Annotated in this window: 14 protein-coding genes and 1 pseudogene; 2 read left to right on the top strand and 13 right to left on the bottom strand. The window is 61.7% G+C overall.

What is annotated here, in order from left to right:
- Nucleotides 1–32: 32 nt before the first annotated feature.
- The 6 genes and pseudogenes from eis to LB526_RS09620 form a co-directional block, all read right to left on the bottom strand.
- Complete coding sequence (gene eis, locus LB526_RS09650) at nucleotides 33–1,163, bottom strand: enhanced intracellular survival protein Eis (protein WP_224627426.1); 1,131 nt, start codon at nucleotides 1,161–1,163, stop codon at nucleotides 33–35.
- 188 nt (nucleotides 1,164–1,351) lie between these two features.
- A pseudogene (locus LB526_RS09645) lies at nucleotides 1,352–1,792 on the bottom strand (helix-turn-helix domain-containing protein); the annotation flags it as partial.
- Nucleotides 1,793–2,651: 859 nt separating this feature from the next.
- Nucleotides 2,652–3,752: a LacI family DNA-binding transcriptional regulator gene (locus LB526_RS09640; protein ID WP_095765777.1), complete on the bottom strand. Its 1,101-nt coding sequence runs from the start codon at nucleotides 3,750–3,752 to the stop codon at nucleotides 2,652–2,654.
- Nucleotides 3,753–3,864: 112 nt separating this feature from the next.
- Complete coding sequence (locus LB526_RS29690) at nucleotides 3,865–5,394, bottom strand: amino acid ABC transporter permease/ATP-binding protein (RefSeq protein ID WP_095765778.1); 1,530 nt, start codon at nucleotides 5,392–5,394, stop codon at nucleotides 3,865–3,867.
- Nucleotides 5,395–5,472: 78 nt separating this feature from the next.
- Nucleotides 5,473–6,309 carry an ABC transporter substrate-binding protein gene (locus LB526_RS09625; protein WP_224627425.1) on the bottom strand — a complete coding sequence of 279 codons (837 nt, stop codon included), beginning with the start codon at nucleotides 6,307–6,309 and terminating at the stop codon, nucleotides 5,473–5,475.
- Between the two features lie 157 nt (nucleotides 6,310–6,466).
- Nucleotides 6,467–7,330: a PfkB family carbohydrate kinase gene (locus tag LB526_RS09620; protein WP_224627424.1), complete on the bottom strand. Its 864-nt coding sequence runs from the start codon at nucleotides 7,328–7,330 to the stop codon at nucleotides 6,467–6,469.
- A gap of 102 nt (nucleotides 7,331–7,432) precedes the next feature.
- Between LB526_RS09620 and LB526_RS09615 the strand changes: the two genes are divergently transcribed.
- Both LB526_RS09615 and LB526_RS09610 read left to right on the top strand, forming a co-directional pair.
- Nucleotides 7,433–8,434, top strand: a complete 1,002-nt coding sequence (locus LB526_RS09615) for an SIS domain-containing protein (protein ID WP_224627423.1) — start codon at nucleotides 7,433–7,435, stop codon at nucleotides 8,432–8,434.
- A 62-nt stretch (nucleotides 8,435–8,496) separates the two neighbouring features.
- On the top strand, nucleotides 8,497–9,624 hold the full coding sequence (locus LB526_RS09610) for an NAD(P)/FAD-dependent oxidoreductase (protein ID WP_224627422.1): 1,128 nt from the start codon (nucleotides 8,497–8,499) through the stop codon (nucleotides 9,622–9,624).
- A 520-nt stretch (nucleotides 9,625–10,144) separates the two neighbouring features.
- Here LB526_RS09610 and LB526_RS09605 read toward each other — a convergent pair.
- From LB526_RS09605 to LB526_RS09575, 7 genes are all read right to left on the bottom strand, one after another.
- Nucleotides 10,145–10,912, bottom strand: coding sequence for an SDR family NAD(P)-dependent oxidoreductase (locus LB526_RS09605; protein WP_095765783.1), 768 nt, complete (start codon nucleotides 10,910–10,912; stop codon nucleotides 10,145–10,147).
- On the bottom strand, nucleotides 10,909–11,874 hold the full coding sequence (locus LB526_RS09600) for a carbohydrate kinase family protein (protein WP_224627421.1): 966 nt from the start codon (nucleotides 11,872–11,874) through the stop codon (nucleotides 10,909–10,911). The genes LB526_RS09605 and LB526_RS09600 overlap by 4 nt, the downstream gene beginning before the upstream one ends.
- Nucleotides 11,875–11,895: 21 nt before the next feature.
- Nucleotides 11,896–12,882, bottom strand: coding sequence for an ABC transporter permease (locus LB526_RS09595; RefSeq protein ID WP_224627420.1), 987 nt, complete (start codon nucleotides 12,880–12,882; stop codon nucleotides 11,896–11,898).
- A complete protein-coding gene (locus LB526_RS09590) occupies nucleotides 12,879–13,910 on the bottom strand; it encodes an ABC transporter permease (RefSeq protein WP_224627419.1) in 1,032 nt (343 codons plus the stop codon). The genes LB526_RS09595 and LB526_RS09590 overlap by 4 nt, the downstream gene beginning before the upstream one ends.
- Nucleotides 13,907–15,433: a sugar ABC transporter ATP-binding protein gene (locus tag LB526_RS09585; RefSeq protein ID WP_224627418.1), complete on the bottom strand. Its 1,527-nt coding sequence runs from the start codon at nucleotides 15,431–15,433 to the stop codon at nucleotides 13,907–13,909. The genes LB526_RS09590 and LB526_RS09585 overlap by 4 nt, the downstream gene beginning before the upstream one ends.
- A 68-nt stretch (nucleotides 15,434–15,501) precedes the next feature.
- Complete coding sequence (locus LB526_RS09580) at nucleotides 15,502–16,503, bottom strand: sugar ABC transporter substrate-binding protein (protein WP_224627417.1); 1,002 nt, start codon at nucleotides 16,501–16,503, stop codon at nucleotides 15,502–15,504.
- A gap of 69 nt (nucleotides 16,504–16,572) precedes the next feature.
- Nucleotides 16,573–17,232: an L-fuculose-phosphate aldolase gene (locus LB526_RS09575; protein WP_095765789.1), complete on the bottom strand. Its 660-nt coding sequence runs from the start codon at nucleotides 17,230–17,232 to the stop codon at nucleotides 16,573–16,575.
- Nucleotides 17,233–17,250: the final 18 nt, after the last annotated feature.

Genomic DNA, 17,250 nt, shown 5'->3' with positions numbered 1-17,250 from the left:
CCAAAACCGGTTCCCACTCTTTGGAATCATGCTCAAAAATGCTCCGCCACCCAAGGCGGCGGTCCGGCAAAGAGCTGGTCGCAAAGGCGAATGTCCGCCGAGTCGCCGGAAACGAGGCCATACTGCGCCAGTTTCGATGCGCTGCGAAAGCCCGTGAAGAGCTGGGCGAAGGCTGCCGGCTGCATCGACACCGACGCGTGCGCCGCCTCGCATATTTCGACTGCGCCGGCGCGGATGTCGATCGCGAGCGGCGATGTCTCGCCGATGCGCAACGCGAGCCGCGCGGCGTCGACATGGTAGCCGCGCTGGCGCAGCGCGGCCTCGGGGTCGAGCACGCGTAAGAGCCATTCCTCCTGATGCGCAAGCCGCCAGCCCTTGTCCGGCATGGCCGCCACCAGATCGTCCTGCGGCGCGCCGTGCCATCTCACCGCCGGATAGACCGAGCGGAAGCGGGCTAGGAAGGAGAGCAGGCCTTGTGCAGCTTCAGATGTCGCGGCGAACCAGTCACGCACCGTCAGGCAGGCCTTGTTGCCCATGTCGAGGATCAGATAGGCGGCCTCGCCGTCAGCGAGGTAGGCCGCGAGAGCGTCAGTCGGCGTGCGTCGCAACTCGTTCCAGTGCGCGGCACCGCGTTCAAGCAGCCCGGATTCGGGGAGCGTCTTTGCGAGATAAGCTATGGCTAGGCGTGGATCGTCGAGCTCGACGCGATCGAACGCAAGCTTGCTTGCCGAAGGCAGTGCCGCCGTCGCTGCCTCATAGATAATCTCGTGGCCGGCAAGCTCGAATCCGGCCTTGCGGTAGACCGGCCGCGTCGAGGCAAAGAGCGTGGCGATCGTCGCCCCATTGCTCTTCGCCTCATCGCACAGAGCATCCACAAAAGATACAGCGAGTCCCTGTCCGCGCCACTCCGGCGCAATCGCCACATGCACGATGTTTGCCGCGCGCACAGATCTGCGGTGGAAGACATGCGCCGTCTGAAGCAGCCCCGCGCACACCGCTGGACGGCCATCCTCGCCTCGAATGAGCCGCATCGCTTCGAGGCCGATGTTGGCGATGTATTCGTGCGAACGTGCCTTGCTGAACCCGAAAGCCCAGCTTAGCAGGCTGGCGATATCGACCACATCCTGTGTGGTCGCCCGGTCTGTTGTGAAGTTTTTTTTCATATAATTCCCATCTATGATGCTTTTTATCATAGCAAGAAAACAAGGGTGCGCAACGGGGGCTGATCAGCCCGGCAAAATTTGCGTCGGCAACGTCAAGGATGGATTGCTGTGGGAAGTCCCGCGTGATTAGGATGAACTTGGGCCCAAGTTCGCTTTTTGAGCGCTTCAAGCTGCGCCGAGCCGGGGCCAGCGAACCACAGATCATTGGGTCGACAGCTGCTTGAAAGTGGCGTCCCCGTCGCCTTGTTGCGCCGTCGCTTGCGGTGCTCGACCATACCGTGCCGGTCGAGCACCGCATGCACCGTCGAGATCGCAGGCCTGTGCACATCCGGATAGAGCCGGGCCAGCCGCTCGCGTATCTTAGGCGCACCCCAAGTCGGCTTGTCCTGCTTCAGGCGCACAATCAGCTTCTCGATTTGAAACGGAAGCTGATTGGCGTGGCGATAGGGTCGGCGTGACCGATCCGTCAGCCCCTCAAGGCCGCTATCATTGTAGCGCGCGAGGATCTTGTAGCCGGTCTTGCGCGAGATATCGAATTCCCGGCAAAGGACCGCCATCTTCTCTCCGTCCAGCAGACGGGCCACGAACTTAAGCCGCTCGTCCATGACGTTACACTCCTTCCAAGGCACCTTGCTCTCCTTGCAAAGGGCCAAAAGTGTAACCCATCTATCCAGAATGAACTGTCACCCATCTCTCGGGAAGGGCACTTCTCCTGATAGTCCCTTTCGCTGAAGCTTCTACGCCGCAGCCTCTGCAAACGGCTGAAATTGTTGGTCTTTTCGGGTCAGTTCGCGAATTTGAGCGCGGTTGGGCCGTTTCGAGCGCATTTGGTCCAACGGCGGGTGGAGATGGTATTCCGTTGCTAATGGACATTCTGATGGTATTGAGACAGCCAAAGGAGATCTGATAAATGGCCCTTTCCGACGTGAAATGCCGGCACGTCGCCCGCTTCCAAACTCGCGAAATTATCTGACGGTGGCGGGCTCCAGCTATGGCCATAAAGTGTATTCGGGAGATCGGCTCGCCAGGGAGACGAATATCCAACGCCCGAAAAACCCACTGACGATCGAACACCACCTGAAATCTTCCCGTTTCGTTCCGTATGGTCTCGCGCCCAGAATGATGTCAGCGATCTGAGCCGTGCCAGGAAGCGCGCCGAACCGCATGAACGTCAGCTAAGCCCGCCTCATTCTCGCCGCGGCGGATGCCGCCGCCCAGCCGGCAAATGCTCATCGCGGCGAGACGTCAAATAGTCCCGAAAAAGCTTACGAACGTGGAGTCCGCCTGCTGGCGAGATCAGAATAAATCTTGGCAGAGTCGCTATCGTCCTTTTCGATCAGAGACAGTGCTCCGATCGATTGAGCTTGCCGATTTTCATAAGAAATTCAAACTTCAGGCTCGACCAGCAGCGCGGCCGCCTCGGCCACGAGCCGCTGCCGCTCGAAACCGCCGGCATATAGTGCCTCAGCGCCTCTCTGGAAAGAACGATTACCGGTCGGTACGAATTGAGATCGAATTGCGTTCCACAAGATGGGCCGACAGAACACGGTGCTCCAGGGGTCTCGTGGCCTCCACCAGCCTCTTCAAGAGGAGTTCGGCCGCCGCCGCTCCAATCAAATGCGCTGGCTGCGCTATGGCGGTGATACCTTGGGCCACGAATTGCATCCAGTCGAGATCGTCGAAGCAAAGCAGCGAAACGTCTTCAGGGATTGCGAGCTTCAACGCGGAGGTCGCCTCCAAAACGCCCGTCGACATCACGCCGTCGGCGGTAAACAGTGCGGACGGCGGATTGCGCATTGTCAACAGATCGAGCGCTTCCTTCCGGGCTGCCTCGCTGGAGTAGACCGCCACGCGGCGTATCAACCGTATGTCAGGCTCGACGCCTGCGGCGCGATGGGCCTCCAAGTAGCCCAACAGCCTCTGCCAGCTCGGATGATGATATCGAACATCAGAGCTGGAGAGATCGGTATTTGCCACAAAGGAGCCGACATCGTCGCGCTGGCCGGGTCCGAGTTCGGCCAGTATGGCAATGCGGTTATGACCGGCCTCGATCATCGTCGCGATGCTGCTGCGCGTTGCAGAGACGTTGTCGACCACGACCGAATCGGTTTCCAGGCCGGCAGTGATGCGATCGAACTGCACGACGGGACAGTGGGCTGCGACAGCCTCCCGCAGATGGTCCGGCTCATCAACAAAGGTCGACGAGACGATTAGCCCGTCAACCTGCTTTTCCAACAGCAGCTGAACCGCCTCTCGCTCGAGTTCGGCATTTTCGTCACTGTTCGTAACGATGACGCCGAAGCCTCCGCTACGCGCGACGTCCCCTATTCCGCGCAGCACGCTCGCATAGAATGGGCTTTCGATGTCGCCGACTACAACTCCGATGGTCTGTGTCTTGCCGGTAATCAAACCTTTGGCCAGGCGGTTGGGGCGGTAGCCCAGCGCGGCTGCGGCGGCGCGCACTTTCTCCTGAACTTCGGGGCTGCTGTAGCCGTAGTCACCAAGTACGCGCCCTGCGGTGGCGGAACTCACCCCGGCCCGGCGAGCGACCTCGATGATGGTTGGGTTCTTCGATGATCTCGGAGTCACTCAGCAAGCCTTGCCGCCCGTGGGTGCATCGTGAAGAGACGAGCTAGCGGCAGCAGACCCTGTCCCGCAAGGCCGAAAACCGCATCACCGGAAGTTGCGCACACCATTGCAGTCATAGCACCTCGGACAGAAAGCGCCGAAGGCGTGGGCTCTGCGGATTGTCGAAAATATCCTGCGGCCGCCCTGCTTCGACGATCCGGCCCTCGTCCATGAACACAACCTGGTTCGCGACCTTGCGAGCGAAATTCATCTCGTGCGTAACGACGACCATGGTCATGCCTCGTTGTCCCAAGTCGGCCATCAAATTCAAGACGCCTTTCACAAGTTCTGGATCCAGAGCGCTGGTAACCTCGTCGAAGAGCATGACTTCAGGTTCGAGCGCCAGTGCCCTCGCGATTGCCACCCGCTGCTGTTGTCCACCCGAAAGATTGGCCGGCCGGTGGTCCTTGCGCTCCAGCAACCCGACCTCCTGCAATCTTGCTTTGGCCACGCTGTCGGCCTTTTCACGTGACATGCCTTTGACCTTGCGCAGTGCCAAAGTAATGTTGGCGAGCGCGCTGCGGTCGGGAAACAGGTTGAACTGCTGGAAAACCATGCCAACGCGGCGGCGAAGCTGGTCGGGGGTAGACTGGTGAATGCTTTCGCCATCGAGCAGAATGTCCCCCGCGCGACACTCGACGAGCCGGTTCAGGCATCGAAGCAACGTTGATTTGCCCGACCCGGATGGTCCGATGAGGCAGGTGACAGTCCCTGGCTCTACTTTCAGACTGACGTCATGCAGGACCTGAAGGTTGCCATAGGCCATATCGACGTTTTTGATTTCAATGCTGCCGCCCTTGAAGGGCGTGGACGTTGCAACGGATGGCTTTGCAACGTCCAGCGCGCCCGCGTCGGCAAGCTCGGCGACTTCCTTAAGCCCGCTTTGCACAGCCACGATACGCTTTCCGATGCGCATGCGCGCATCGATATAGTTGACAAGGTGAGTCAAGGGTACGGTGATCACCAGGTAGAACATGCCGGCCAGCAAAAGCGGCGAGAGGTTGCCGGTCAGAACGGCCTGATCCTGCCCAACCCGGAACAGTTCGCGCTCCGAAGCGAGAAGACCGAGAAAGTAGACAAGACTGGAATCTTTGACGTTGCCGATGAACTGGTTGACCAGCGCCGGCAGCACGCGGCGGATACCTTGGGGAATGACGACCAGCCTCATGCCTTGGCCATATGTCATGCCGAGCGTGCGCGTGGCGTCGAGTTGTCCGCGCTCGACGCTCTGAATGCCGGCGCGGAAGATTTCTCCTATGTAGGCACCAGCAATCAGGCTCAGCGCTAGAATGCCCAGCGGATAAGGCGACGGACCGAACAGCTCTCGGCCCAGCCGGGCAAAGCCTTGGCCAATGATCAGAATGGTGACGATGGCGGGAAGCCCGCGGAAAATATCGGTGTAGACGCGCGCCAGGAGTTTGAGGACAGGGTTGTCGGATATCCCCATGATGGCCAGCACGATTCCTATCAGCGTGCCGAAGAATGTCGAGGCAAGGGCCAGGATCAGGGTGTTCTTGAGGCCGACCATGACCATGTTCGGCAGAACTTCCGCCATGGCCTGGAAATCGAGGAAGCTGCGCGAGAAGGTATCGAACCAGCTCATATCAGGCCCTTCTGTAGTTCGACCGGGCTCCGCTGCTCACGGGACCCGGCCGGAATGCGACAATAAATAGGCGCCAATTTACTTCTTGGGCAAATATTGATCCGGCATCGGAGTGCCCGGAAACCATTTCTCGTGCAGCCGCTTCCAGGTGCCGTCGTCCATGGCCTCGTGCAGTGCTTTGTTCAGGGCCTCCCGAAACGCGTCATTGCCTTTCTTGACCACGAATCCGGCCGGCGCATCGAAAGATGGCACGTTCATCGTTATCTTCAGGTTTTTATAGCGCTCGACATACTGCTTGGCCGATTCATAGTCGGTGAAGTGGCCATCGATCGTTCCGTTGTTCAGTGCAGCTACCGCGGTGTTGTTGTCGGGAAATTTGACGATGTCACCCTTCAGGTTCTTCTCGGCATAGATCTCCTGCAGGGTTCCCTGGATCACGCCGATGCGCTTTCCGGCGGTGCTCTCATTGCTGGTCAGTGCCGGATCGGCCGAGATGATCGACAGGTAACCAGCGAGGTAGCCGTCACTGAAATCCACCGTCTTCTTGCGCTCCGCGGTCGTGCCGATGGCGGCCACGGCCACATCGAAACGGCCGCTGGCAACGGAGGGCAGCAGCGCCGAGAATTCCTGGCCGGTGAAAACGACCTGCTCGTCCTTGAAACCGAGCCGGCGGGCCACGTCACGGAACAATTCCGCGTCGAATCCAGTGAAATTGCCATTGGCGTCGGTGAAGACGTAAGGTTTTGCATCGCCCATGGTCCCAACACTGATTACCGAAGGATCAATGAGGTTGTAGGGATTGCCGGCCGCCTTTGACTGCGTTGACGCGACCAAAGTTCCAAACCCGGTTACCAGCGCAATGGTCGCGGCCAGACCACATTTGATCAGCCGACGTCTGCTCGAATTCGTTTGCATGTCTTCTCCTCTCATTGATAGCCGTAGTCGGCCTGCAACCCCACTTGAGCTCTCATCCATGGACCGACGCTCTCAGACGGTGCCTAATTCATGATGAGAACGTTCTCACGTTAGCACCGCAAATTCTTTGCGTCAATTCGCCCGGAGAATCCGGCAACTATACCGTTTCGTCTTGTAGGCGCCGTGCTCGGAGGAGGATTTCGGACGTGATCGCGCCTAAGTCGATCACCGCCGCGTTGCCGACCGCCCCAAAGTACTGGCACGTAGCGGCCGCTGCCTCCGCGGCTTGGCCGAGGATGTCCTCAGGCGCCTCTTGGCGAAGCAAGCCGAACAGCGTCCTGGCAATGAATGTGTCGCCCGCGCCCAGTGTATCGACCGGTTCGACCAGCCGAGCCGGCGTGCGGCAGGAGACGGAATGGCTGCGAAGCAGCGCACCGGCCCGACCGCGAGTAACCAAAACCCATTTGGAACCGCACGCAAGCAATTCGGATGCAATTGCGTCCGATTCCTCGTCACCGAGACCGTCACCCGACACTGAGGCCAGATAGCAGTGGCGTCCGATCGAATAGCGATGCTCTGGATCCCGCCGAGTCGAAAAATCATAAGAGACCAGGGACTTAGTGGAAACCTCCGGTACCCATGCATCGAGCCCGCTAGACTGACCGATGTGGGTGGCCTGAAAGGCCGAGAGAAAATCGAGATCTTGCCGGTTCGGCGTGAACATCGACACGCCAAGATCGAAGGTCAGGAAAATCCGATCGGCGTCGCGGTGACCTACGACGCAGTATGCGGTGGGTCCGTCGAGGCGGCGCAGCCGGCTGATGTCCACACGCTCCGATGACAGCGCGGCCTGGATCAGGTCCCCGGCGCGGTCTCTGCCGATCGCTCCGACATATGCCGACTGCCCCCCGAAGCGGCTGACATAGACCGACACATTGAGGCAGTTGCCGCCAGGATACATCTCGCCCCGGGCAAGATAGCAATCGACAACGTTATCACCCATCGCGGCAATCTTGACCATGGCCAAACTTTCGGTTTATGGATATGAGAACGTTCGCACAAACGGCTGTTGTTTGTCAATTGTGCACCAGCCCTCAAGCTTTCCCACGAGACGAGGATGCCCATGATTTCCGCACTGCCCGCCGATGTAGAACGCGCTCTGGCCGCTACAGCGGGCAAGCGGTTTTCGCATCTATTTCTCGTAGCGTGCGGCGGCTCGCTCTCCATCATGATGGCAGGAAAATACTTCGTCGACCGTCACAGCGGCACGATGGCCTGCGACATCTACAATGCGGATGAGTTCGTCTGCCGTGATCCGCGGCGCTTGGGGCCCGATACGCTCGTTGTCCTTTGCTCCCAGACCGGAACCACCAAGGAGACGGTGCGCGCAGCCGACCAAGCGCGCGATCGAGGCGCCACGACGATCGGCATGACACTCGACCAAACATCGCCGCTTGCTCGTGCGGTCGATCACCCGATCGCCTACCAGGCTTCCTATACCACGGGCAAAACAATCGATTCAGCCTACAGCAACTACGGAGTGCTCTACATGGTGCTCGCTGGCCTGATCGATGATCGAGAGAATGCCGGATTGACCGCCGACCTGCTGATCAGCCTCGGCCATCTCCAGCCGGCGATCGATCGTGCGCACCAAACCTATGCCGACCGGTTTCAGGCCTTTGCACCCCGCTTTGCGCCGCGCGATGCAATCTACACCCTCGCCAGCGGCGCCAGCTATGGCGCGGCTTATTCATACGCCATCTGCGTTTTGATGGAGATGCAGTGGTATGACTCGCAGGCTATACATGCCAACGAGTTCTTCCATGGTCCTTTCGAGGTGGTGGACGAGGATGCCGGCTTCATCGTGATGCTGGGCCTGGACGAGACACGGCGCCTCACTGAGCGTGCGCGCGACTTTCTTTTCAGATATGGCAGCCGCGAAAACATTCTGCTCCTCGACGCAACGGAGCTCGACCTCACGGGCATGGCAGATCGCATTAAGCCCTATCTCGTGCCCCTGGTCTTCTTCGATACGTTATGGAGGTTCGCCTACAAGCTGGCCGATCTGCGCGACCGGCCGATGCTTGAGGGCCGGCGCTACATGAAGAAGCTGAAGGACTACTAGGTCTACCGTTCTTCGCCCAATCTCGGCCTCCCCCATTCCTCTTCAGCGCAGAAGGACTCCCCATGACCACATCCCCAAAGCCGCGCAAGGTTATCGTCGTCGGCGCAGGCATCTTTGGTGTCTCCTCCGCCCTGCATCTTGCTCGTCTTGGCCTCGACGTGACGATCGTGAACGATGGTGCGCCGGCCAAAGGGGCTTCGGGCCGTTCACTCTCCTGGTTGAACTCGGCGCGGCGCGCCAACACTGCCTATCACCGATTAAGGATGGCCGGCATCGATCGCTATCGCACGCTGGCCGCCACAAAGCCGGAAACGGCATCGTGGCTCCGCTTTGACGGCGGCCTGACTTGGGATGCGGATGAGGACAAAAACCAGATCGTCTCGATCTGCCAGCTGGAGCAGAACATCGGCTATGACGCCCTGTTGCTCAGCCCGGCGGAAGTGGCCGCCGTGACGCCCGGCGTCAATGCCGGTGCGATCAGCCCACAGGGCGCCATCTTCAATCCTGGCGAAGGATGGGTCGACTTGCCTTCTCTGATCGATCTTCTGCTCATCGAATTTCGCGCTCGTGGAGGCAAGCTTATCCAGGATGCCGGACGTGTGCGGATAGACACCACAGGCGGCCGCGCACGTGGCGTCGTCATTGCCGGCGATGCGCCGATCGAGGCGGGTTCGGTGCTGCTTGCTGTTGGACCGGCGACGCCTGCCATGCTTGCCGAGATCGACATCTATGTCCCCGACGCCACGCCGATTTCATTGCTCCTAAAGACCAAACCGATCAAGACAGCCCTCCGTGCCGTGCTGAATACGCCGCGTGTTGCGGTGCGTCCGACGCCGGACGGTGCACTTGTTTTGGATTCTGCATGGTCGGAGGAACAAGTGGTGGCTAACTCGGATGGCACTTACACCGTGCACGACAAGACCATCCGAGGGCTACTCGACGAAGCCAGTGCAGTGCTCGATGGCAATCCGCGGCTCCAGCTCGCCGCCTACGCCGTCGGCCCGAAGCCTATCCCCGGCGACGGCGAGCCGGTGCTTGGAGAGCTCGAGACCGTCCCTGGTCTCCACGTTGCCTTCAGCCACAGTGGCGCCACGCTTGGACTGATTGTCGGAGAGTTGCTTGCCCGTGAGATTGTCTCAGGCAACCCGCACCCAATGCTCGCGGCCTTCCGCGCCAGCCGTTTCAGTTGAGAGGCAACGTTAATTGTCTAAATGGGCTATGGTAGCTCAACGTTAGACTCCATCTGAATCAGAAGCACGCCGATTTCACCGAATGCGACGCCCCTTCGAAATGCCAAAAGACACTTCGAGCTTCTTCAAACGAGAGGGTTCGAATCCATAATATGAATCGACTCTCAAAAATTCAGCGAGAACAGTAGATGTAGGCATAGTGTGGTAGGCTCGGAGGGCGTGAGAACAAACGGGAAAATCAATACGTTAGCGGCTGGCCCGCCAACCTTTTTCCCTCGTACTCTCTCGTATGGTCTGACGAACCCAATGACCAAGATGGAGAGTGACTTGAAGCTGTTCCATGCGCAATTCAACCCTACGTTAAGACGATCCCTCCCCTCTTTGAACGCCCTCGACACTTCCTCAAGCTTTCCGCTGAACCAGCCGTTCTGAGCCGAATCCGACTCAAGCATTCCATGGGTAAACGGCGGCTCTGCGCCAAGAAGTGGGCTTGGCGATCGCGCGGCCACCGAGCGAGCGGTCAGTGATAGTAAATGCCGCCGTCGACGTTGAGCGCCTGGCCGGTGACAAAGGCCGAGAGATCGGAAGCGAAAAACAGCGCCGGTCCGACGATATCTTCCGGCGCGCCGAGGCGCTTCAGCGCGGCGACATCCTCCCAATGGCGGATCGCGGCTTCGCTGCCCAGATTGTTCTTGCCCATCTCGGTCAGGATGATGCCGGGGCAGATGGCGTTGACGGTGACGCCGTCCATGCCGACCTCCTGCGCCAGCACGCGGGTGAGCGTGATCACCACCGCCTTGGTCGCGGCGTAGTGGCCCTGCGTCGGCACGCCCTGCCGGCCGGCGATAGAGGCGATGTTGATCACCCGGCCGGACTTCCTGGCGCGCATATGCGGCAGCACCGCCTGGCACATCATCAGCACGCCCTTGGCGTTGACGTCGAAATGCGCGTCCCAGTTGGCTTCGTCGAGGTCCTGCAGCAGGCTGGGCTTGAGAATGCCGGCATTGTTGACCAGCACATCGATGCTGCCGGCAGCCTCGAGCAGCGCCTGCGCCGTCGCTTCGACGTCCTTCTTGTTGCTGACATCCATCGTGTAGACATAAGCCTTGCGGCCGGCTGCCTCGATCTCGCCTCTGGTCGCGTCGAGCCCGGCCGCCTGCGACGGCAGATCGGTGATGGCGACATCGAAGCCCGCTTCGGCGAGCCCCTTGGCGAGCGCCCTGCCGATGCCGCGGCTGGCGCCGGTGACGAGAGCCGTCTTGCCCTTGGCTTCGGGGAGAATGGTCATGCTGCTTCCACCTTTGATGTCTTGACCGGGAGCGAGTTCATCGCCGCGATCGTGTCGTCGAACGAAACGAGTTTGCCGTCGGAGCCGAGCCCCATCGCCACCTTGGCGGCGACGGCGCTGGCAAAGCGTGCGGACTGTTTCAGGTCCCAGCCCTTGACGATGCCGACGATGATGCCGGCGGTGAAGGAATCGCCGCAGCCCGTGGTGTCGAAGACCTCGACCTCGAACGCGGGCAGATGGAAATCCTCGCCATGTTCGGGCGAGACATAGACGCCGCCGACACCGAGCGTCAGGATGCAATTCTTCACGCCTCTCGCCTTGAAGAAAGCGGCGACGCGGGCCGGATCGCGGTCATGCGCCATCTCGCCGGCTTCGTCGATGCTGGGCACGAAATAATCGATGTAAGGAAGGCACGGCTCGACCAGCTTCCAGGTCTCCGGCGTCGCTTGGATCAGATCGAAGGTAGTGACGCGGCCAAGCTTCTTGGCGCGCTTCAAAAGCTTGACGGTCGGCTCGCCGTCGAAGCGCTTCAGGAGGCCGGTGCCGCCGACATGGACGACGCTCGCGTCGAGCGCCGCGTCGAGATCGGCATCGGCGACCTCGAACAGGGTCGCGGTGCCGGGCACATGCAGAGCCGGCCGCTCGCCGTTCGGCCGCACGGGCAGGATGGTGGAAGACGTCTGGACGCTGCCGTCGCGGCGGACAAGGCTCGTCTCTAGACCGTATTTCTTGAGCTTGGCGAGGAACCAGTCGCCCATATCGTCGGTGCCGAGCGTGGTGACGGCGCGCGTCTTCAGGCCGAGAATGGCGCAGTCCATGCCCGTCGCGCCCGCCGTGCCGGCGACGGTCATGCGGATCTCCTCGATATAGTCGGCCCGGCCGCCTTCGGGGATGCGCGAGACCGGCCGCCCGAGAATGTCGAGGACATAGAAGCCGATTGAGCTGACGTCGAATTGTGGCATGGTTGACTTAACCTTTCGAGTTCAATGAGCGGCGCGGCGCAGGCCGAAGCTCGCTGCCAGCACCAGGAAGACGAGCGCGCCGATACCGACCTGCTGCCAGTAGAAATTCCAGCCGACCAGCAGCAGCCCGTTCTTGACGATGGCAAGCAGCAACACGCCGAGCAGCGTGCCGATGACCGAAGGCTTGCGCTCGCGGCTCAGCGTCGTGCCGATGAAAGTGGCGCCGATCGCATCGAGCAGGAACGCGTTGCCGGAGAGCGGCACGTACGACTTCACCGTCGACGACAGAAGGATGCCGGTGACACCGGCGAGCAGCGCGCACAGAACATGCACCATCGACAATTCGCGCGGCACGCGGATGCCGGAATACCAGGCTACGCCGGGCTGCGCGCCCATGGCCTGCACGTAGCGGCCGAACACCGAGCGATGCAGCAGGAGATGGACCGCGACGGCGAGCACGATCAGCACGATGACCGGCGTCGGCACGCCAAACAGAGCGGTGCGGGCGATGGCGTTGAACTGGTCTGCTGCATAACCACTTGTGAGATAGATCGGCTGGCCGCCGCTGGTGGCGAGCTGCTGCGTGCTCTGGCCGATGAACAGCACGCCGAGCGTCGCCAGGAACGGGCTGATGTTGAGCCTGGTGATGAGGATCGCATTCAGCACGCCGACGATCAGCGCGGCGCCGAGCCCGCCCGCTACGCCGACCACGCCGCTGTAACCGGCGGCCAGAAGCATGACGAAGATCATGCTTGCCATGTCGACGGAGACGCCAACCGAGAGATCGATACCGCCCGACGAGATGACGATGGTGAGACCCAGCGCGACGATCGCCAGCATGACGACATTGTTGATCAGCACGTTGAAGAGGTTGGCCGGCGTCAGGAAGGTCGGGCTCGCCACCGAAAAGAAGATGACGATGGCCGCGAAGGCGATGAGCACGCTGTATTTGGCGAGGAAGCCGCGCAGGCTCGCCTTGGCTGCGTTGTCGTTGGCCGAGACGCTCATCGCGAACCCTCCGAACCGCGGGCAAAGGATGTGATCGCCACCACCAGCAGGATCAGCGCGCCCTGCACGCCGTTGACCCAGTAGCTGGAGACGTTGAGCAGCTGGAAGCCGTTCGCGAGCAGGCCGATGAACAGCACGCTGAGCAGCGTGCCGCCCATGGTCGGCACGAAGCGGCGGGAGAAGACGGTGCCGAGCAGCGCGGCCGCCAGCACCGACAGGAGCAGCTCGCCGGAGCCAGGCGTGCTGGCCGACAGGCGCGAGACGGTGAGGATGCTCGCCACCGCCGCGCAGAAGCCGCTGAGAACATAGGTGAATGACACGTAGAACGGCACGCTGATGCCAGCCGCGCGCGCCGCCTCGGGATGGCCGCCGACCGCGTAGAGCCTGAGACCGAACGACGTGCCGTGGACGACCACGATCATAACAGCGGAGAAGATGATCAACGCCCAGGCAAGCGCGGAGATGCCGAGGAAGCTGCCCGACACCAGCACGCCGAGCAGCGGGGAGGATGCGCCGACGACCGTGTTCTGAGTGAGCGTGAGTTCCATGCCGGCCGCCACATTGAGCACGGCAAGCGTTGCGAGCAGCGGCAGGATGCCGAGGCCGACCACGGCAAGGGCGTTCAGCGCGCCGACCGCCATGCCGACGGCGATGGCCGCGAGCACGGAAAGGAAATCGCCATAGCCCATCGACAAGAGCGTCGCGTAGACGGCGGCGCAGAGCCCCATATTGGCGGCGATCGACAGATCTATGCCGCCTTCAGTGACATCGGAACCGCCGCCGATGATGACGGCCGTCATGCCATAGGCGAGCACACCTAGAATCGCCGACTGCTCGACGACGTTGATCAGGTTGAAGGTCGAGGTGAAGCCCGGCGCGAAGATGACGAAATAGGCCATGATCGCGGCGAAGGCGGCGATCGCGCCGAGCCGCACGACGAGCGCGCCAAAGCGCCGGCCGGCGCTCTTTGCGGCGGTCTGCTTCTCGTCGGAAACGCCGACTTCGGTGTGGAGAACAGTCGCGCTCATGCGGCCACCCCATCGGTGTTCGAGCGCGCGCCGGACGAAGCCGCCAGCAGCGCGTCGCTGTTCATCGCGGGACCGGAGAAGCTGCTGGCAAGCCGGCCGCGATAGACGACCAGGACACGGTCGCAGACGCCGACCAGCTCGAGCAGGTCGGAGGACAAAAGCAGGATCGCTGCGCCCTCGCCCGCCAGCCGGTTCAGCAGGTTGTAGATCTCGACCTTGGCGCCGACATCGACGGCGACCGTCGGCTCATCCAGCACATAGACGCGCGACTGGCAGCTCAGCCATTTGGCGATCGCCACCTTCTGCTGGTTGCCGCCGGAGAGCTCGCGCACCAGCGCGTCGCGATGCGGTGTCTTGATCGACAGTTCCTTGATCAGGCCGTCCACCGCCTGGTTCTCAGCGCCACGGCTGACCATGCCGCTGCGCGAATAGCGGCGCAGGCTGGCCAAGGAGATGTTCTCGCGCACGGACAGACCAAGCGCCACGCCATGCGCACGGCGATCTTCCGGCAGCATGGCGATGCCATCGCGCACGGCCTTGACCGGCGTGGACAGCGACAGCTCCCTGCCCTCGACCTTGACTTGGCCGCCATCGGCAGTCTTGAGGCCGAACAGGCACTGGACGATCTCCTTGGCGCCGGAGCCGAGCAGCCCGGTGAGGCCGACGATCTCGCCGGCGCGCACATTGAAGCCGATGTTCTCGAAACTGCCGCCTAGGCGGAGGTTGGAAACCTCCAGCACCGGCGCGCCTAAAGTGACCGAGCGCTTCGGGAACATCTCGCCGACATCACGGGCAATCATCATCGCGATGATCTCGTCGATCGGCGTCTGGCGCGGATCGACTGTGCCGACATCGGTGCCGTTGCGCATCACGGTGACGCGGTCGCAGAGTTTTTCGATCTCCTGCATGTAGTGGGAAATGAAGACCACGGCGATGCCGTCGTCGCGCAGCCGGCGCAGCACGTCGAACAGGCTGTCGACCTCGCGCTTTACGAGCGCCGCCGTCGGCTCGTCCAGCACCAGCACCGACGCCTTCTGCGCCAGCGCCCGGGTGATCTGCACCACCTTCTGCTGCGCCGTGGTGAGGTCCTTGACGAGGGTTCCGGCCGGCAGTTCCATGCCGAAGAAGCGCTTCAACAGATCAGCGGCGCGGCGCTCCATGGCACGGCGGCTGACGAATGGACCGAGGCCGATTTCGTGGCCGAGGAAGACGGCTTCGCCGACGGTCGCGGTCGGCACCAGAAGCCTGTCCTGATGGATGAAGTGCACGCCGAGCTTTTCGACCGACGCTGGTGTCAGCGAGGTAATGACCTCGCCATTGATGACGATCGTGCCGCTGTCCGGCTTGATGATGCCGGCCAGCACCTTGATAATGGTCGACTTGCCGGCGCCGTTCTGGCCGACAAGGCCGAGGATCGAGCCGCGCGCGATCTCGAGGTTCGCGTTTTCCAGCGCGCGCACCGGACCGAACCGTTTCGATATGCCCGTCATCGATACAGCAATTTCTCTTGTTGCTGTCTGCATGGCCGTCAATCCTGGTTGGCTGTGACGGGCGGCCGCATGGGCGCGGCTGCCCGTTGTTCCGTTCCGTCCTATTGAACGCCAGCCTTCTCGGCGGCGTCGAGGAACGGCTTTCCTTTTTCGGCGGCGTTTTCCTTGTTGATCAGCACCGAAGGCACGAAAGTGAACGGCGGCACCTTTTGGCCGGCCAGATATTTGGCGGCGTTGTCGACCGAGGTCTTGCCGATCTCATAGGGCTGCTGAGCCGCGACCGCGCCGGCCGACGACTTCGGGTCCATCACCATCTTGATGACTTCCGGGCTGCCGTCGATTCCGTAGGTCTTGACCTCGTTGCGGCCGGCGGCTTCGACCGCCTGCGTGGCGCCGATCTGCGGCACGTCCCAGCACGCCCAAACCGCGCCGATCGACCCCTTCTCGGGCGACTTGGTCAGCATGTCGGTGACATTGGAATAGGCGCTCTGCACCGTGTTCGGGATGACGTCGCGCAGTTCCGGCTCGATGATTTTCACATCCGAGAACGAGGTCAGCACATATTTCAGCTGGTCGTAGCGGATCTTGCAGACTGGCACGCTGTAGAAGCCGTTGAAGACCAGCACATTGCCCTTGCCGCCCATGTCGGCGACCATCTGCAGCGCGATCTCGGCGCCGATATTGTAGTTGTTCGACGTGGTGTTGTTGATGGCGTGCGGCGTCGCGGTGTCGACCGTGAACAGCGGAATGCCGGCGTCGCGGATCTTCTGCAGCCAGGGGTTCAGCACTTCGAGGTTGCCGAGCTGCTCGATGATGGCGTCGGGCTTCTGGGCGATCAGCGTCTGCAGCTGCGCGATCTGCTGCTGGTCCTTGCGGCCGGCATCGAGCGCGATGACTTCACCGCCGAGTTCCTTGACGCGGTCCTGGATGCCGCGGAACGCCATCAGGTCCCAATAGTGGTCCGTGCCGATGGCGGAGACACCGATGCGCTTGCCCTTGAGCGACAGCTCCTCGGCACTCGCGCTGGAGACGGCGGCAACGCTGCAAGCCGCCGCTAACCCAAAAGCGAGCGCCTTGACGAGGCCTTTCATGGATCTGGTCATTTTCATTCCTCCCTTGTTGATCGCTCCGGGCCTTCCCGGAGGATATGCGAAACTGTGAAATTGCTGCCCTCAAGCAGCGGCGTCATTGTCGCGCAGGCCGTAGCTCGCCATGCGCTTGATGACGTTTTCGATCTCCTCGTCGGACAGGATCGGCGGCTCGCCGATCTGCAGGGCGCCGTGATACTGGCGCGCCAGCGTCTCGACCTCGACCGCCAGCCACATCGCCTGGGCGAGGCTCGATCCGACGGCGATCATGCCGTGCTGGGCAAGCAGGCAGGCCTTGCGGTCGCGCAGCGCCTCCACCGCATGCGCTGAAAGCTCCGCCGTGCCGAAGGTGGCGTAGGGCGCGCAGCGTATGTCGCTGCCGCCGGCAACCGCGACCATGTAATGGATCGCCGGTATCTTCCGGCCCATGATGGCGATGGTCGTGCAGTAGGTCGGATGCGCGTGAACGACGGCGTTGACCTCGGGCCTGGCCTTCATGATGTCGAGATGGAAGCGCCATTCGCTGGACGGCGGCAGGCGTCCGTCGACCTCGCCGTCCCAGCCCATGAAGACGATGTCTTCCGGCTGCAGCGTGTCATAGGGCGTGCTGGTCGGCGAGATCAGCATGCCCTCGCCATGGCGCCGGCTGATGTTGCCTGACGTGCCCTGGTTGATACCCAGCGCGTTCATCTCGATGCAGGCATCGATGATGGCCCGGCGCGCCTCGAGGTCCGAAAGGGTCATACGGTATTCCAATCCTTG

It is taken from the genome of Mesorhizobium sp. CA6 (genome assembly GCF_020165035.1).
Taxonomy (GTDB): domain Bacteria; phylum Pseudomonadota; class Alphaproteobacteria; order Rhizobiales; family Rhizobiaceae; genus Mesorhizobium.
This window is presented reverse-complemented; position numbering and strand designations above follow the sequence as displayed.

Bases quoted from the DNA above. Each gene is read 5' to 3' on its own strand.
- LB526_RS09580 (WP_224627417.1), bottom strand. From the start codon at position 16,503: ATGACCAGATCCATGAAAGGCCTCGTCAAGGCGCTCGCTTTTGGGTTA.
- LB526_RS09625 (WP_224627425.1), bottom strand. From the start codon at position 6,309: ATGCAAACGAATTCGAGCAGACGTCGGCTGATCAAATGTGGTCTGGCC.
- LB526_RS09590 (WP_224627419.1), bottom strand. From the start codon at position 13,910: ATGAGCGCGACTGTTCTCCACACCGAAGTCGGCGTTTCCGACGAGAAG.
- LB526_RS09610 (WP_224627422.1), top strand. From the start codon at position 8,497: ATGACCACATCCCCAAAGCCGCGCAAGGTTATCGTCGTCGGCGCAGGC.
- LB526_RS09585 (WP_224627418.1), bottom strand. From the start codon at position 15,433: ATGCAGACAGCAACAAGAGAAATTGCTGTATCGATGACGGGCATATCG.
- LB526_RS09605 (WP_095765783.1), bottom strand. From the start codon at position 10,912: ATGACCATTCTCCCCGAAGCCAAGGGCAAGACGGCTCTCGTCACCGGC.
- LB526_RS09595 (WP_224627420.1), bottom strand. From the start codon at position 12,882: ATGAGCGTCTCGGCCAACGACAACGCAGCCAAGGCGAGCCTGCGCGGC.
- LB526_RS09600 (WP_224627421.1), bottom strand. From the start codon at position 11,874: ATGCCACAATTCGACGTCAGCTCAATCGGCTTCTATGTCCTCGACATT.
- LB526_RS09615 (WP_224627423.1), top strand. From the start codon at position 7,433: ATGATTTCCGCACTGCCCGCCGATGTAGAACGCGCTCTGGCCGCTACA.
- eis (WP_224627426.1), bottom strand. From the start codon at position 1,163: ATGAAAAAAAACTTCACAACAGACCGGGCGACCACACAGGATGTGGTC.
- LB526_RS09620 (WP_224627424.1), bottom strand. From the start codon at position 7,330: ATGGTCAAGATTGCCGCGATGGGTGATAACGTTGTCGATTGCTATCTT.
- LB526_RS29690 (WP_095765778.1), bottom strand. From the start codon at position 5,394: ATGAGCTGGTTCGATACCTTCTCGCGCAGCTTCCTCGATTTCCAGGCC.
- LB526_RS09575 (WP_095765789.1), bottom strand. From the start codon at position 17,232: ATGACCCTTTCGGACCTCGAGGCGCGCCGGGCCATCATCGATGCCTGC.